Source organism: Bradyrhizobium guangxiense (assembly GCF_004114915.1).
GTDB lineage: Bacteria > Pseudomonadota > Alphaproteobacteria > Rhizobiales > Xanthobacteraceae > Bradyrhizobium > Bradyrhizobium guangxiense.
Window position 1 is genome coordinate 702,959 of the sequence record NZ_CP022220.1, and the last position, 16,305, is coordinate 719,263.

The window sequence follows — 16,305 nt, forward strand, 5'->3', positions numbered from 1 at the left end:
ATCCAAACACTCAATTTTACTAAGCTCGGACAAACGCGCATACGCGAGACGGGCATTCGACAAGCTGCGCGGGGCGCGACCCAGCTGTTTTCTGATCGGTCACTTGAGGGACTTCGATGCAAGCCAATTGCGTAAATAGGTCGTACCCTCCGGGTGACTGCGACGGGCAGACCGGAAGACAAAGGCAAATACGGTCATAGTATGCGGACGTAGCAGTACATTCGGATGGCTAAATGACCCGCCAGCGATTTCGTTCGACTCCGGGAATAGGGAGACGTCTGCGGTCGTCGCTTTCCACCAGCGCACTTCCGCCGGATGGCCATCCGTTTCACCACGCGGCAATTGCACCCGCATCTACAGGTTACGAGACTTGCACAGCCGTAGCGACCGCCCGCACTTGCCTGCCTATGAAACCAATGGAGTGGCAATGGCCGCCCGTTTCCGCTACCTAGCCGCAGTTTTCATACTTGCGGTCGGGCTGCTTTCCGCCGCGTCTCAGGCAAAGGATCGCCGCAATGTTCGCGAACCGGCCGCGCCTAAAGGGGTATGCGCGCGCCTAGACCCGTCAGGTGGAAATGACACTGCCAGATTGCAAGCCGCCATAGACCATTGCGTCCCAAGCGCCGCCGTATATCTAGGCCCAGGGCCGTTCCTTTCGGGTCCAATCGAAATGAAGTCCGGCACAACACTGTGGCTCGCTGGGGGCGCGATACTGACGGCTGTAGCCGACCCAAAAGCATACCAAAAGAGCTCGGGAAGCTGTGGCCACATCGATCGGAGCGGTGATGGCTGTCGGCCCCTCATCAGTTTCACGAAGACTAAAGGCGGCGGTCTCTATGGATACGGTACAATAGACGGCGGAGGCGGGACCTTGATGGCGGGCACGGCTGAGACTTGGTGGCAACTGGCCCGTCGTGCACAAAGTGAGGGCGCAAAACAAAACGCGCCTCGATTGATCCAAATGGACCGTGCTGAGGACGTCTCTGTTCATGGCATCACCTTGCGCAACGCAGCAAACTTTCACATTGCGATGAGCCACGTGGAACGTGCTACCATCTGGGCGGTCATCATTGATACACCCGCTGATGCCCGCAATACCGACGGAATAGACCCAGCCGCAAGCGAGGATGTGACGATAATCCACTCCTTTATCCGCACCGGAGACGACAATATCGCGATCAAGGCTGGCACAAGCGGCCCTGCACGCCACATTTCCATTTTAGACAACCAATTCGGCTGGGGGCACGGCATGTCGATTGGTAGCGAACTGAATTCCGGTGTCAGTGACGTGCTGGTTCGCAACCTGACCTTGGACGGCACGACATTTGGTCTGCGCATTAAAAGCGATCCCAGCCGAGGCGGCTTAGTTGAGCGGGTTAATTACGAGAATATATGTATGAGAAATAACAAATGGCCCATACACTTCGACACGCGCTACGGCCCCTTCGCTGGCAATAACTTGCCACTTTATCAACAGATCGTCCTAAGGCACGTCTATGGGACTGATGGTACGCTCGTAATGCGAGGCTTTGATCAACAGCATCCGCTCGATATTGCGATGGAAGATGTGCGCTTTTCTCCCCGCGCAACTTGGCAAGTGGAGAATGCAACAGTGACCGCGGTCAATGTATTTCCATCTCCGCCAGGTGCCGCCGCTACTCCACATTACGGCGCATCGAACCCGTGCGTAGTTGCCTTCCGCCCGTTCCCTGAAGCCACCAGTAGCAAAAACGGTGGCATTGAGCGCGACCCTCGGGCCGCAGCTCCAATCGATCGCTGACGATCACAAAGGATTGGCCGGTGTAAAAGCCGGATTGCATGGTTGCGGTCAGCTTCGTACCCGCCGTGCTTGGTACGCAACTCGCACCAGTGCTTCCTGATACTCACGCTCCCACACAGATGGTCCCAATTCGGGCCCGCCAAGACAGCCCGTCTGCAGGCCTGTCGCTAATCGGCACCGGCGCGCTGCTATTGCGGGCACTCCCGCTGCGTTCTATCGCGCTTGCGGGATCCAGCTCGTATCGTGCGAGAAGAATGTCTGGAGCGACCATTGCATTGCCTCCCGATCGCTTAGCTGGCGCGCATATCTTTCTCTTCCTCTAGGATCGGCACCAGTACCGGAGGATCTGTATTCAGCATAGTAGGCGTTCATTAAGCGGCGGCTCTTGCCCGGGTCCCATTCCACCCACCCCTCAGCCATGACCGGCGCATTAATCTGCGACGATAAGAAGATCACCGCAGCATAGGGACGCCATGGACGCCCAAGAGCAATGTCGCGCGCGCCCTTGTCGGCTGTCAGCGTGCAATGATCAAACACAAAGGCGCTGTCTTCGTCCGGGAAGGCTCTGCTTTGTGCGGTATAGACGACTGCGTGGTTTGCAACACCGTGTAGCTCACATTGCCTAAAGTAGGCCTTGGCGTTACCAAATATAAAATCGATATGGCCTTCGACGTAGCAGTTTACGAAGAACTGACGACTGGCGTTCCTGTTCGGCCCCTTGTTGACAAACAATGTGTCTTGCGCACCAAGTATTCTGACGTTTGCAAAAACATCCTTGTCGCCGGTGACAGAAAGTGCCACTGCCTGAGATGCTGGATTGCCCGAATTGGCAGAATAGTCGTTCCAAACAGTCAGATTTTCGAGCCGGAAGTTATCGCCCGACGCATCTAAGGTCGCGGAACGGACAGTCCCACCCGCAGTGACGGCGCTATCACCGTAGACAATCACCGCTTCATCCGGCCCACCACCGGCGCCCTTGATATTGACATTGGGTTTCGTCACTCTAACCTTTCCGCGATAGGTACCCGGCGCGACTACTATACTTCCACCAGCCTGAGGTAGCGCGTCTACCGCGTCTTGTATTGACCTATACGCGCCCTTTTCAGATAACGATACCTTCAGTTGCTCGGCATCGCCTGAGCGAACACTCGCAATCGTTGCCATTAATGCGACGACGCACAACACCATCTTCAACTCGATCTCCTCCTGTTTTGGCTTGCGGTGGGGCTTGATTATCCGCTTGCCTGGAATAGCGCAATGACACTGCTCGCGACCACTCTCCCAACCGGCTGAGCTACTCGTCGAACATGGCCGCGCGTATGTGGCGCACTTTAGATTCACGTGACTAGCTAGTCATCTGGAACGCAAGTTCGTCACATTAGTTGATAGCTGAACTTCCTCCCGAATGAGTGGACACCTGTAGTAGGCTCGTTGAGCCTGGAGGTGTTGAATGGAACGTGCACGACGGTCGTTTACTGAAGAGTACAAGCGCGAGGCGGCAGGATTGGTGGTGTCGAGCGGCCGCTCGATCGGGTCGGTCGCCAAGGAGCTCGGTCTGCGCGACTCAGTGCTGCGGCGCTGGGTCGATAAGCTCCGGCGCGAGCCGGCATCGGCGGCGTGGCGCCCCACCACGCAGGCGACGCCGATGTCGGCGGACCAGGCTTCGGAACTCGCCTTGCTGCGCCAGGAGAACGAGCGGCTGCGGATGGAACGCGACATTTTAAAAAACTGTCCAGCGTCGTGGCGCGCCTGCGCGGGATAGAAACAGCCTTGTGCTATCATTTAGCTCGGAGGGTAGCGGCCGGAGAGTGGTGACGCCGTTTCGACGGCGATCCCGATTAGGAAGATGACAAATTGGCATAGCCCAGACCCTCCAGCCCATCATCGGACGGAGGAGTTGCGATGCCTAACAGGACAACCGACCGCGGCCCGGACCTAAAGCTGGTCAACCTCGGCGCGGCCGCTATCGATATCGGATCAAAGATGCACATGGCCGCGGTAAACCCGGCCTGCACCGACAAGCCAGTGCGTGCATTCGGCACATTCACGCAAGACCTGCATGAACTGGCGGACTGGTTCAAGATGTGCGGCGTGACCAGTGTCGCGATGGAATCCACTGGGGTCTATTGGATCCCAGTCTACGAGATCCTAGAACAGCGCGGGTTTGAGGTCATTCTGGTCAACGCGCGGTACGCCAAGAATGTACCTGGCCGTAAAACCGATCTCAGCGATGCCGCTTGGTTACGCCAGCTCCACTCCTATGGCCTGTTACGGGGCAGCTTCCGACCCGATGCCGAGATCGCAACGTTGCGAGCCTATCTACGCCAGCGCGAGCGGCTCGTGGAATATGCTGCCGCCCATATCCAACATATGCAAAAGGCTCTGATGGAGATGAACCTGCAGCTCCATCATGTTGTGTCGGATATCACCGGCGCGACCGGCATGCGGATTATCCGAGCCATTGTTGCAGGCGAACGCAATCCCGACCTCCTGGCAACCTATCGGGACGTGCGCTGCCACTCATCGATCGAGACGATCCGCGCAGCGCTCGTAGGCAATGACCGCCACGAACATGTTTTCGCGTTAGCTCAATCACTGGAGCTCTACGACGTTTATCAGGCAAAGATGCTCGACTGTGATCGCAAGCTCGAAGTCCTGATCAGTGCATTGAACACCAAAGGAGCAAGACCGGTCGGAAACCTAGCCAAGCCGCGCGTAAAGACCAAGCAGGTCAACATCCCCACCTTCGATGTCAGGACCGCACTGTACGGAGTGCTGGGCGTCGATTGAGGCGGTGACGGCGACGGCTCGCAAGATTGCGGTTTTATTCTACAACACACTCCGGCACGGCATGAGCTACAAGGATCCTGGCGCCGACCAATATGAGCAGCAATATCGTAGCCGCGTCCTCGCCAACCTACAGCGCCGGGCGAAATCGCTAGGCTTCGTGTTGCAGGCCCTCCCGGGCGACGCCAATCCGGCTGTTTCTTAGGAAGTCGATCGCGATCTTTGCCGGAACCCGGACATGAGCTTTCGCTTCATCGAGGACCATCGCGACACCTATCCGGTGCGGCTGATGTGCGCCGTGCTCGAGGTCTCGCCGGCCGGCTACTACGCTTGGCGCGACCGCCCCGTGAGTGAGCGGACAAAATCCCATGCCGCGCTGCTGGCCGAGATACGGCAGGTCCATCAGGACAGCAGCGGCCGCTACGGCAGTCCGCGCGTCCATGCCGCCCTGCGCAGGCAGGGACGCAGCGCCAGCCGCGGCCGGATCGAGCGGACGATGCGCCGGCATGGCATCCGCGCCATCACCGCAAAGCCACGCCGTGTGCGCACCACCGACAGCCATCACGACCTGCCGGTCGCACCGAACCTGATCGCGCGCGACTTCACGGCGGAAGCCCCGAACCGGGTCTGGCTCGGCGACATCACCTACATCCCGACCGCCGAGGGATGGCTTTATCTGGCCGCCGTCATGGATCTGTTCAGCCGAAAGATCGTCCGCTGGGCCATGCGCGATCACATGCACGTCGAGCTCGCCTCCGCAGCCCTGACGATGGCAATCCGGGAGCGGCGGCCGCAGGCCGGATTGATCTGCCACACCGACCGGGGTGTGCAGTACGCTTCGCACGCTTATCGCAGCACCCTTATGGAGGCCGGCATGACGGCATCAATGAGCCGCAGGGCCGATTGCTACGACAACGCCCCGATGGAAAGCTTCTTCCATACCCTGAAGACCGAGCTCGTCCATCATCGCAACTACAAGACCCGCGCCGAAGCTCAACGCGATATCTTCGCCTTCATCGAGGGATTCTATAACCGGACAAGGCTCCATTCCGCACTCGGATATATCCCCCCGATCGAGATGGAGCTAAAAGCCGCTTAACCCGTCCACTTTATCGGGGGAAGATCAGATCCAGGTCAATGTGTTGGGCGCCGAACGTCGGCGGGATAGAGTTACTTCGAGTAGGTCTGCCCGGTCGAGGAAATCTTGCAGGCCGGGGAGAGGGTCTGCGGCATCATGCGGCTGGGATGGCTCATAGGTTCTGTTCACATGGTGTCGGATAACGCCCTATCGATCAGGACGGCGCAAATGACTTACATGCTAGCAGGCATCGGCTGGCGGAGTTCCACATTGAGTTAGCAGCCGCAGAGCGCAGGCTGAGCGCGGACTCTGTCGCTTCTTGCATTTTGGTGAATCCCACCGCGTCCAATTGCTTATTCACTGCGTCGCACAAATGTAGATCGCGACGCTGTTCGGGATCCCGTTCCCACCCCGAAAGCGGCGCTGGCAGCCGAGCGTGCGAAGGTTTGGCGATCGGCGCTGAGCCGTTCGCTGTGGCCTACGCCCAACAGCTACCTTACGGAAGAATGTCGGAACCAAAAGAACTCGAGCCATTTTCTGCGGCCACCACAATGTCTGAAGATCCTCGGCATTCATTCAGTTCCCGAGAACTGCCGGGCGCCGGGCCGGCCTTAGCGAGGCACCTATGTTGTATGCCGCATGAGAGCTCAAGCCCGCCGAACTCCCTGGGAAGCAGCGATCATCACTGCAGGATCGATGCGCCTTTGAAGACTGCTCAGAGACGTTCGGCGGATTTTGCCGGCGCGACGATCACGATGTTCGCGCGCCGGGGACCTTCAGATTGCCGATTGCAAGACACAATCGGTGGCTTGATCGGCGCAATAGCAAAATGGCAGCTCCTGGCTCGACGAACCCACGGCTTGACATCTGTACTACTAGCGCCACTCTTTCCGCTCGCTGGCCTCCGGCCCAAAGCAGCTTTTTTAATAGACAACTGTGAGACCTTCTCACTTATGATCAAAACGCCGATTGGCCATTCCACGCCCACGCGTCGAGCCTATCTAGCCGTCACTTGCACATGAACTTCGCCTCCAGCCGAGCTCTCAATGATTGCGCTTCAAAAGCACAAGGCCATAGCGGTCGGCCGGCTTGTCCGCAAGTCAGCGGCAACAACATCTTTGTGCAGCAGGAGACGGCCGTGATGCCAAGACATACACAACTACCAGGAACGAAGGCGGACACCCGATGGCATCGATGACGGTGCGTCGGGACGCTGCGGAGAAACTCTCTCGCTCGTGTCCTCGGGCGTCCTGTAGCGACCGCTGCGGCGCCGGGTACGCCAGCGTGACCCGAATCGGCGCTTACCAGTAAGCTGACAGGATCATACCCAATGAGCGCCGGTTTTCAGTTTCATGTAGCGGCCGTGCCGTGCCGTCTAGACGCCGTTCTGTTCAAGCGGGATCTGTCGACGAGCCTCGCTTGTTGGAGTGTGATGACGCGGCACGCCACGCTCCGAATCAAAGCGGCCCGCCTCGTCCTACACTCTACATGTCGCGTAAGCGACATCGAGCCGCGCACATCGCGACTACCGGCCAGGAGACGCGTGGCCCGGGTCCTGCAGGGCCACCTGCTAGCATCATTAGAGTGCGCCCGCCGAGGCGCTATCAGGAGCTTCGCGTGACCCTCAATCTGCTGGACCGCCAAAATGTAACAGATGGCGCGCCAGCGCCCGCCGCGTGCCCATCTAGCAATAAGCGGCGCACTCAAAATGCCGAGGGGAAGACGCTCGTATTGACTGGTGCTTCCCGCGGTATAGGCCACGCGACCGGCAAATTGTTTTCGGCAGCTGGATGGCGGATCATCACGTGTTCTCGGCAGCCATTCGAGGGTAGCCGTTGTCCTTGGGAAGCAGGATTGGACAACCATATTCAAGCCGAACTTAGCGACTCTCGAGCGTTGCAGCACGCGATCGCGGAGATCAAGGAGCGGCTCAATGGCGGCCCTCTGCATGCGCTTATCAACAATGCGGGCATTTCCCCGAAGGCCGCTGACGGCACCCGATTAAATTCGCTGAACACTCCGGTCGACACCTGGAAGAGCGTGTTCCATGTCAATTTGCTCGCACCCATCATGTTCTCGCAGGGGCTCTTCCATCAGCTAACGCTCGCTTCTGGTGCAATCGTGAACGTCACCTCGATCGCCGGATCGAGAGTGCATCCGTATGCCGGTACTGCCTATGCGACATCAAAGGCGGCACTTTCGTGCTTGACCCGCGAGATGGCGCATGACTATGCGCCTTACGGGATTCGCGTCAATGCTATTGCACCAGGCGAGATCAAGACAGACATTCTGTCGCCGGAGACAGAAACCAATTTGATCCCAACTATCCCGATGCACCGGGTCGGAACACCGGACGAGGTCGCGAAGGTTATCTTCTTCCTTTGCTCGGAGGCTGCCAGCTATGTCACAGGTGCCGAAGTGCCTGCAAATGGAGGGCAGCATGTGTGATCAGACACCAAGAAGAGTTACTCACGCGCGATCGATTAATTGGCAGCTCCCGCATGGAGCGTTGAGCGCTCGCGTTACTCCCGACTAGCAATTCCTGATTCCGCAGTTTCGATCCAACGGCCACGCCGTACGAGCCAGGATAGCGCCGTTGCTCGCACGCCGCGGCGCGACCGCGATGGCACGCCTCTCGCCTGAGAGATACCACGTTTTGGCCCACGTTCCATTCCGGCCGCAGGAACATTTTTTATGAGCTGCCACATAGACGCTAGCCCCGATGCCCAAGGGGCGGCGGCCAGAAGGTGAAATTTATTAAGCGCGGCCTTTATAAAACAAGTCCCGCTAATATGGCTCGACGGGGCATGTCACATTTCGAACAATGCTACGAGTAAGAACATATCAGCACGCGGCTACGTCCACTTTGCGACAATCGGGTGCATCGACGCTGTCTGCCTCCGACCTTTTTCCTTCCTATCCGTCGGCACACTTGTTGCAAACGCCTTCTAATGCAGCCTCGCGTTAATAGATCGCCAGAAGCGCGCGCCGCGCAAGGCGCCCGATCGTTCAAGCACCGCATCCGAGGAATTCGTATGAGCATAGTCACTACCCAGAGCGCCGCGGAGATGAAGGCCCGCAACAAGCAACTGATCGATGAGGCCTTAAAAATCTACCCGGAAAAGACCGCCAAGCGCCGCGCCAAACACCTGAACGTACACGAGGCGGGTAAGCACGATTGCGGGGTTAAGTCGAACCTGAAGTCGATCCCCGGAGTAATGACGACTCGCGGCTGTGCATACGCTGGCTCCAAGGGGGTCGTGTGGGGCCCGATCAAGGACATGATTAACATCAGCCACGGTCCGGTCGGCTGCGGCCAATATTCCTGGGCTGCACGCCGCAATTACTACATAGGCAAGACCGGAATCGACAGCTTCGTCACCATGCAGTTCACCTCCGACTTCCAGGAGAAAGACATCGTGTTTGGCGGCGACAAGAAGCTCGGTAAGGTCATTGACGAACTTCAGGAGCTCTTTCCGCTCAACCACGGCATTACGATTCAGTCCGAGTGCCCGATCGGCCTTATCGGCGACGACATCGAGGCTGTGTCGAAGGCGAAGTCAAAGGAACACAATGGCAAGACCATTGTACCGGTTCGCTGCGAAGGGTTTCGCGGCGTCTCGCAGTCGCTTGGCCACCACATCGCCAACGATGCGCTGCGGGACTGGATCCTGGACAGAGTGTCGCCGGAAGCGACACCCGCGTTCGAGTCAACGCCCTACGATGTCACGATCATCGGCGACTACAATATCGGTGGGGACGCTTGGTCATCGCGTATCCTGCTCGAAGAGATGGGCCTGCGTGTGATTGCGCAATGGTCCGGCGACGGCAGCCTCGCCGAACTGGAAGCAACGCCCAGGGCGAAGCTCAACCTATTGCACTGCTACCGTTCGATGAACTACATCTCCCGACACATGGAGGAAAAGTTCGGCATTCCATGGTGCGAGTACAACTTCTTTGGCCCTTCCAAGATCGCCGATTCGCTGCGCAAAATTGCCAGCTTCTTCGACGAACGCATCAAGGAAGGTGCCGAGCGTGTGATCGCCAAGTACCAGCCGCTGATGGCCTCGGTAATTGAGAAGTACCGCCCCCGCCTCCAGGGCAAGACAGTGATGCTGTTCGTCGGCGGCTTGCGTCCCCGCCACGTAATCGGCGCCTATGAGGACCTTGGTATGGAGGTCGTAGGAACGGGCTACGAATTCGGCCATCATGACGACTACCAGCGCACTGCTCAGCACTACTTAAAGGACGGCACACTGATCTATGACGACGTCACGGGCTACGAGTTTGAGCGTTTCGTCGAGACCATTCAGCCAGATCTCGTCGGCTCCGGCATAAAGGAGAAGTACGTCTTCCAGAAAATGGGCATTCCATTCCGTCAAATGCACTCCTGGGACTATTCCGGTCCTTATCACGGCTATGACGGCTTCGCGATCTTCGCTCGTGACATGGACATGGCAATAAACTCGCCCGTCTGGAAGAAACTCAAGGCACCTTGGAAGGATACTCCAGCGCCAGGCCTAATGGCCGCGGAATAAAGGAATGCACAGATCTGGCTCCGCCTATGCGAGAAGGCGGGCCAACCTAGTCGATAAACCAATCGCCGAAAAGGAGAGTGCCGCGTTGACACAGAATGCCGAACACGTCCTCGATCACTTGGATCTATTCCGAGGTCCGGAATATCAGCAAATGCTCGCCAAAAAGAAGGCGCTGTTCGAGAACCCGCATGACCAAAGGGAAGTCGAGCGGATCAGCGAATGGTCAAAGACGCGAGAATACCGCGAGAAGAACTTCGCGCGTGAAGCATTGACTGTGAACCCCGCCAAGGCCTGCCAGCCACTCGGTGCGGTGTTCGCTGCCTCCGGTTTTGAGGGCACGCTGCCCTTCGTTCACGGCTCACAGGGTTGCGTCGCATACTACCGAAGTCATCTTTCGAGACACTTTAAGGAGCCAAGCTCCTGCGTCTCTTCCTCGATGACTGAGGACGCCGGGGTGTTCGGTGGTCTAAACAACATGATTGACGGGCTCGCTAACGCTTACAACATATACAAGCCCAAGATGATCGCGGTTTCCACCACGTGCATGGCCGAAGTGATCGGGGATGACCTGAACGCCTTCATCAAGACAGCGAAGGAGAAGGGGTCAGTCCCGGCACAATATGATGTTCCCTTCGCTCATACACCTGCCTTTGTCGGCAGCCACGTGACCGGGTATGACAATGCGCTGAAGAGCATCCTTGAGCACTTCTGGGATGGCAAGGCAGGCACCGCCTCCAAACTAGAGCGCAAGGTGAACGGCAAGATTAATTTCATCGGTGGGTTCGACGGGTACACGGTCGGGAACATCCGGGAAATTAAGCGCGTCTTCGAGTTGATGGGAATCGAATATACTATACTCGCCGACAACAGCGATGTCTTCGATACTCCGACCGACGGCGAGTTCCGCATGTATGATGGCGGCACCACGCTGGAGGACGCGGCTAACGCGATCCATGCCAAAGCCACGATCTCCATGCAGCAACACTGCACCGAGAAGACACTGTCCTTCGTCGAGGGGCACGGTCATGAGGTTGCCGCCTTCAACTACCCCATCGGTGTCAGCGCGACGGACGAATTCCTAATGACTGTGTCCCGCATGACCGGCAAGCCGATCGCGAAGGCATTGGAGCGGGAGCGCGGCCGTCTCGTGGACGCCATGGCAGACTCCAGTGCGTATCTGCACGGCAAGAAGTTCGCGATCTACGGCGATCCGGATCTCTGCTACGGGCTCTCTTCATTCCTCCTGGAGCTCGGTGCAGAGCCGGCTCATGTGCTGTCTACGAATGGTGGCAAGGCTTGGGCAGAGAAAATGGAGGAACTGTTTGTTAGTTCACTGTTTGGCAAGAACTGCTCTGCATATCCCGGCAAAGATCTCTGGCACATGCGCTCCCTATTATGCACTGAGCCGGTCGATTACCTGATTGGCAACACCTACGGGAAGTACCTCGAGCGCGATACCGGGACGCCACTGATCCGCATCGGTTTCCCTGTGTTCGATCGGCACCATCAACATCGGTATCCCGTCTGGGGTTATCAGGGCGGCATAAACGTTCTTGTCAAGATACTGGACAAGGTCCTGGACCAGATGGACAGGACTGGAGCGGACTATAGCTTTGATATCATCCGCTGACGTAAATGATTTGGTCTAGCGCCGGCCAGAGCAGGGTCGACGGCCGGTGTCTAGCCAGAAAGATCCACGTCGCGGCACAAGGCTCGCGCGGCGGGTCGAAGAAAATAGGAGATACGTATGAGCGTCGACACGTCCGCCATCGAGGACGTCTTCAACGAGCCGGGTTGTGGCAGAAACGACAACAAGACGGCGGCCGAACGTACTATGGGGTGCACTAGGCAGTTGAAGCCAGGAGAGGCGGGCGGCGGATGCGCATTCGACGGCGCCAAAATCGCGCTACAGCCGTTCACCGACGTTGCGCATCTGGTCCACGGCCCAATCGCCTGCGAGGGCAATTCCTGGGACAACCGAGGCAGCGCCTCCTCAGGCTCCGATCTCTGGCGCCGAAGCTTCACGACCGACATGAACGAAACCGATGTAATCTTTGGCGGCGAAAAGCGCCTTTATCAAGCGATCGGGGAGGTGATCGGCAAGTTCGATCCGCCGGCTGTCTTTGTTTACCAAACCTGCGTGCCAGCCGCGATTGGCGACGACATCAAGGCCGTGTGCAAGGCTGCCGTGGCCAAGTTCGGTAAGCCTATCATTCCTGTAAATTCGCCGGGGTTCGTCGGGTCCAAGAACCTCGGAAACAAGCTTGCCGGCGAGGCGCTGCTTGAGCATGTGATCGGCACTGAGGAACCGGACTATACCACTCCCTACGACATCAATATCATCGGCGAATACAACTTGTCCGGCGAGTTCTGGCAGATCAAACCGCTGCTCGATGAACTTGGCATCCGCATCCTTTCTTGTATCTCCGGCGATGGGAAATATCACGAGCTGGCCTGTTCGCATCGCGCAAAGGCTGCGATGCTAGTGTGTTCCAAGGCGATGATAAACGTCGCCCGTAAGATGGAGGAACGCTACGGCATTCCCTACTTCGAGGGCTCGTTCTACGGCGTGCAGGATTCCAGCAACTCCTTGCGGACGATCGCGCGCATGCTGATCGAGCGCGGCGCGCCGCTGGAGCTTGGAGGGCGTACCGAGGCTGTCATCATGCGTGAGGAAGCAAGGGTACGCGCGGCGATCGAGCGCTTCAAACCACGATTCAAGGGTAAGAAGGTTCTGTTGATCACCGGCGGTGTTAAGTCGTGGTCGGTGGTCGCGGCGCTGCAGGAGGCCGGTCTAGAGATCGCCGGCACCTCCGTGAAGAAGTCCACCAAAGAGGACAAAGACCGCATCAAGGAGCTGATGGGCCGGCACGCCCTTATGATCGAGGAAGCGGCGCCGCGCGACATCTACAAAATGTTGATGAACTCCCGGGCTGATATGATGCTCTCCGGCGGCAAGTCGCAGTTCGTCGCGCTGAAGGCGATGATACCTTGGCTTGACATCAACCAGGAGCGTTCTCAGGCGTACATGGGGTATATTGGCATGGTCAAGCTGATGGAGGAGATTGATAAGGCGCTCTACAATCCAATATGGACCCAACTACGCCGTCCCGCGCCTTGGGACGAAGCGGAGGTCAATCGGCAGACCAACATCCCGCACACGGATTCGCACGCCGCAGAGAATTCCACCGCCGTGCGAGGTCATTCCAGCGCCGCCGGATTCAAGGAACGCGCCAATGCCTCGGGCAGGTGGGTCGTTGGGCACATTTCCGCTGCGCAGGCAACATGCGCCGTCCAGGCGTCGGAATAGGGCGTCTGCCAATGGCCATCGTCTCCACCTCCGAGAAATCCTGCACGGTCAATCCGCTCAAGATGAGCCAGCCGATCGGCGGCTCTTTCGCCTTTATGGGCCTTCGCGGCGCGATGCCGCTGCTACACGGCTCCCAGGGCTGCACCTCGTTCGGCCTGACCCTGTTCGTGCGGCACTTCAGGGAGGCAGTGCCGATGCAGACCACCGCAATGAGTGAAGTCGAGGCCGTGTTCGGCGGTCAGGAAAATGTCGAACAGGCGATACTTAACATCTACAATGGTGCGAAACCGGAAATCATCGGGATCAATTCGACCGGCCTGACCGAGATAAAGGGAGAGGACGTCGAACGATTCATTTACCTGATTCAGCAAAAGCACCCACAGCTCGAAAGGCTTCCGCTGGTTTACGTCTCGACCCCGGATTTCAAGGGCGCGTTCCAGGACGGCTGGGACAAGACGGTCGCACGAATGGTGGAAGTCCTGGTCCATCCCGTCGAGACGGGTCGGGCGCGGGATCCCGCTCGCATCAATGTTCTGCCGGGCTGCCACCTCACGCCAGGCGATCTCAATGAGCTGCGGACGATCCTGGAGGATTTCGGACTGAAACCATCCTTCCTGCCGGACCTGGCCGGTTCGCTCGACGGTCAAATTCCCGATGAGTTCACGCCCACCACGATCGGCGGCATCGGGGTCGACGAGATTGCGACAATGGGGCAGGCGGCATGGACGATCGCGATCGGCGCGCAGATGCAACGTGCGGCGGAGGCCATGTATGCGAAAACAGGCGTACGATTTCGCTTGTTCGAACGCCTCTGCGGCCTCGTTCCCAACGACGAGTTCATCGCGTTTCTGAGCAAGATCAGTGACCGGCCAGTTCCGCTAAAGTACCGCCGGCAGCGCGGCCAACTCGCGGATGCTATGTTGGATGCGCATTTCTACATCGGGGGCCGTAAGCTGGCGATCGGCGCCGAGCCGGACTTGCTCTTCGATCTCTCCAGCATGCTGTACGACATGGGTGCCAATATCGCAGTCGCCGTGACCACAACAGCCTCCCCCGTGTTGCAGCGTATCAGGACGGAGGAGGTCCTGATCGGAGATCTCGAAGATCTCGAGGAACTTGCCAAGACCCACGGCTGCAATCTCCTCATCACCCATTCGCACGGCCGCCAGGCGGCCTCGCGCCTTAACATCCCGTTTTTTCGCGCTGGCTTCCCGATGTTCGATCGTCTTGGCGCCGGCCACCAGCTCTCAGTCGGCTACCGCGGCACGCGCGATCTCATCTTCGGCCTCGCCAATCTTGTCATTGCCGATCGCGAGGCGAAGCACCAGCCGACGCCCGATACTTGGCGAAGCGTTGACCGCGACTTCAAGACCGTCCCGTCCTACCCGCAATAACCCAATAAGGAGAATAGATCTTGAAAGTCGCTTTTGCCACCCAGGATCTGAAGTGCGTGGATGCGCATTTCGGTTGGGCCAAGAACATCGCTATCTACGACGTCACTCCGGACGCTCACCGCATCCTTCAGGTCATCGAGTTCGGTGACGATCTCACGGAAGATGGCCGCAAGGATAAGCTGACGCGGAAAATCGACGCCATCAAGGACTGCACGATCCTTTATGTCGCTGCGATCGGCGGCTCGGCCGCGGCACGCGTCGTTGCCAACAAAATCCATCCGTTAACGGTGATCAAGCGCGAGGCGATCGAGACCCTCTGCATCAAGCTCGAAGATGCGCTGAAGGGCTCCCCACCACCCTGGTTGCGCAAGGCGCTCGGAGGTACGAGCAAAGCCCCCCTCCATTTTGACGACTGCAGGACGCTTCCATGACAGACGCTGCTTAACCCGCTTTCTCCCGCACTGCGACTCGAGTCGGCCGCGCTCGCAATCGAGAAAGCGACTGGCGTCATGATCTTGACGATACTTAGAGATGCACCTCGAAGAATTTGAGCGCATGGACCTGCTCGGCGGCCGGTTCATCGTCATCAACAAACAACCGCGCGACGTGAACCGCTTAGACTTCGACGATTTCGGCACGCTCGCAGCCACGGTTAATATGTCTGTCGGCCGAGCGGCGTAGGCCAATCGGACCTGCACGATCTATCGACGGCGCTTACGCCGAACTTGGCCTCGATCCTGAGCGTCGCGCAGAAGGCTCATGATGCCTTCACCAAGCTTGATCGCAAGCGCAAACAGAAGAGACAGAAAACAGCGCAAAATGATCGCAATCATGTCCTACGTAACCCGCGACGGACGCGCCTGGATACCGGACTATCTGGTATCAATCGATACCCAGAAGTGCATCGGCTGCGGCCGCTGCTATAAGGTTTGCGGCCGGCAAGTCATGACGCTGAAGGGCATCAACGAGGATGGCGAGGTCATCGGCCTCGATGATGATGATGGTGACTTAGAGAGGAAGGCCATGGTGATGCAAGACGCCGGTGCATGCATCGGCTGCGGCGCCTGTTCGCGGATCTGTCCTGCGAACTGCCAGACTCACACCCGGCCGCTTGAACTCGGGCCGGAGTGGACGAACCCGCAAGTCGATCCGCCGCCGTTTTAGGCAGCGTTCTTGGCCTCCGCAAGCCATCTGTCGGCCCGTGGGCGGCTCGGCGCCGGACATCACTGCGACGAACCCGATCGCACCCGTTCCCCCGCGTAACTTTTCTACTTGGAACTGTGAACACACCGAGCCCGGTGAACCTGACGACGGTCTGCTCTCTCGTGCGACCGTGCTCTGAGCCTCGAGGGCTTGTCCTTGAACAGACCGAACCCGCTAGCCGGCGTTGTGCGCCTGTACCACCATGCTCCGGTGCA

Annotated in this window: 12 protein-coding genes and 2 pseudogenes; 13 read left to right on the plus strand and 1 reads right to left on the minus strand. The window is 58.3% G+C overall.

What is annotated here, in order from left to right; all coding sequences use genetic code 11:
* The first annotated feature begins 670 nt into the window (after positions 1 to 670).
* On the plus strand, positions 671 to 1,780 hold the full coding sequence (locus X268_RS37825) for a glycoside hydrolase family 28 protein (RefSeq protein WP_232995663.1): 1,110 nt from the start codon (positions 671 to 673) through the stop codon (positions 1,778 to 1,780).
* A gap of 213 nt (positions 1,781 to 1,993) precedes the next feature.
* Here X268_RS37825 and X268_RS37830 read toward each other — a convergent pair whose 3' ends face one another.
* The gene (locus X268_RS37830) at positions 1,994 to 2,968 is read right to left on the minus strand and encodes a pectinesterase family protein (protein ID WP_128930193.1); all 975 of its coding nucleotides are present in this window, start codon (positions 2,966 to 2,968) and stop codon (positions 1,994 to 1,996) included.
* Between the two features lie 262 nt (positions 2,969 to 3,230).
* On the opposite strand from X268_RS37830, the gene X268_RS37835 reads away from it, so the two are divergent.
* The 12 genes and pseudogenes from X268_RS37835 to fdxB all read left to right on the plus strand — a co-directional run bounded on the left by X268_RS37835 (position 3,231) and on the right by fdxB (position 16,051).
* Positions 3,231 to 3,542 carry a transposase gene (locus tag X268_RS37835; RefSeq protein ID WP_128929916.1) on the plus strand — a complete coding sequence of 104 codons (312 nt, stop codon included), beginning with the start codon at positions 3,231 to 3,233 and terminating at the stop codon, positions 3,540 to 3,542.
* A 140-nt stretch (positions 3,543 to 3,682) separates the two neighbouring features.
* Positions 3,683 to 4,772: pseudogene (locus X268_RS37840) on the plus strand (IS110 family RNA-guided transposase).
* Between the two features lie 9 nt (positions 4,773 to 4,781).
* Positions 4,782 to 5,666: pseudogene (locus X268_RS37845) on the plus strand (IS3 family transposase); the annotation flags it as partial.
* Between the two features lie 1,596 nt (positions 5,667 to 7,262).
* Complete coding sequence (locus tag X268_RS37850; protein WP_232995639.1) at positions 7,263 to 8,093, plus strand: SDR family NAD(P)-dependent oxidoreductase; 831 nt, start codon at positions 7,263 to 7,265, stop codon at positions 8,091 to 8,093.
* A 587-nt stretch (positions 8,094 to 8,680) separates the two neighbouring features.
* Positions 8,681 to 10,183: a nitrogenase molybdenum-iron protein alpha chain gene (gene nifD / locus X268_RS37855; protein ID WP_128929919.1), complete on the plus strand. Its 1,503-nt coding sequence runs from the start codon at positions 8,681 to 8,683 to the stop codon at positions 10,181 to 10,183.
* A gap of 85 nt (positions 10,184 to 10,268) precedes the next feature.
* Positions 10,269 to 11,813, plus strand: a complete 1,545-nt coding sequence (gene nifK, locus X268_RS37860; protein WP_128929920.1) for a nitrogenase molybdenum-iron protein subunit beta — start codon at positions 10,269 to 10,271, stop codon at positions 11,811 to 11,813.
* A gap of 117 nt (positions 11,814 to 11,930) precedes the next feature.
* Positions 11,931 to 13,493 (plus strand): nitrogenase iron-molybdenum cofactor biosynthesis protein NifE, encoded by a 1,563-nt coding sequence (gene nifE / locus X268_RS37865; RefSeq protein ID WP_128929921.1) that lies wholly within the window; start codon positions 11,931 to 11,933, stop codon positions 13,491 to 13,493.
* A gap of 11 nt (positions 13,494 to 13,504) precedes the next feature.
* Entirely contained in the window at positions 13,505 to 14,887 is a 1,383-nt protein-coding gene (nifN, locus tag X268_RS37870; RefSeq protein ID WP_128929922.1) for a nitrogenase iron-molybdenum cofactor biosynthesis protein NifN, read from the plus strand.
* A gap of 20 nt (positions 14,888 to 14,907) precedes the next feature.
* Positions 14,908 to 15,318, plus strand: a complete 411-nt coding sequence (gene nifX / locus X268_RS37875) for a nitrogen fixation protein NifX (RefSeq protein ID WP_128929923.1) — start codon at positions 14,908 to 14,910, stop codon at positions 15,316 to 15,318.
* 100 nt (positions 15,319 to 15,418) lie between these two features.
* On the plus strand, positions 15,419 to 15,568 hold the full coding sequence (locus X268_RS37880) for a DUF269 domain-containing protein (RefSeq protein ID WP_232995640.1): 150 nt from the start codon (positions 15,419 to 15,421) through the stop codon (positions 15,566 to 15,568).
* Between the two features lie 44 nt (positions 15,569 to 15,612).
* A complete protein-coding gene (locus X268_RS37885) occupies positions 15,613 to 15,813 on the plus strand; it encodes a hypothetical protein (RefSeq protein WP_232995641.1) in 201 nt (66 codons plus the stop codon).
* Positions 15,719 to 16,051, plus strand: a complete 333-nt coding sequence (gene fdxB, locus X268_RS37890; protein WP_128929924.1) for a ferredoxin III, nif-specific — start codon at positions 15,719 to 15,721, stop codon at positions 16,049 to 16,051. The genes X268_RS37885 and fdxB overlap by 95 nt, the downstream gene beginning before the upstream one ends.
* Positions 16,052 to 16,305: the final 254 nt, after the last annotated feature.

Excerpts from the sequence above, each read along its gene's own strand:
- X268_RS37825 (WP_232995663.1), top strand. The coding sequence starts at position 671 with ATGAAGTCCGGCACAACACTGTGGCTCGCTGGGGGCGCGATACTGACG.
- X268_RS37830 (WP_128930193.1), bottom strand. The coding sequence starts at position 2,968 with ATGGTGTTGTGCGTCGTCGCATTAATGGCAACGATTGCGAGTGTTCGC.
- X268_RS37835 (WP_128929916.1), top strand. The coding sequence starts at position 3,231 with ATGGAACGTGCACGACGGTCGTTTACTGAAGAGTACAAGCGCGAGGCG.
- nifD (WP_128929919.1), top strand. The coding sequence starts at position 8,681 with ATGAGCATAGTCACTACCCAGAGCGCCGCGGAGATGAAGGCCCGCAAC.
- nifE (WP_128929921.1), top strand. The coding sequence starts at position 11,931 with ATGAGCGTCGACACGTCCGCCATCGAGGACGTCTTCAACGAGCCGGGT.
- nifN (WP_128929922.1), top strand. The coding sequence starts at position 13,505 with ATGGCCATCGTCTCCACCTCCGAGAAATCCTGCACGGTCAATCCGCTC.
- X268_RS37880 (WP_232995640.1), top strand. The coding sequence starts at position 15,419 with ATGCACCTCGAAGAATTTGAGCGCATGGACCTGCTCGGCGGCCGGTTC.
- fdxB (WP_128929924.1), top strand. The coding sequence starts at position 15,719 with ATGTCCTACGTAACCCGCGACGGACGCGCCTGGATACCGGACTATCTG.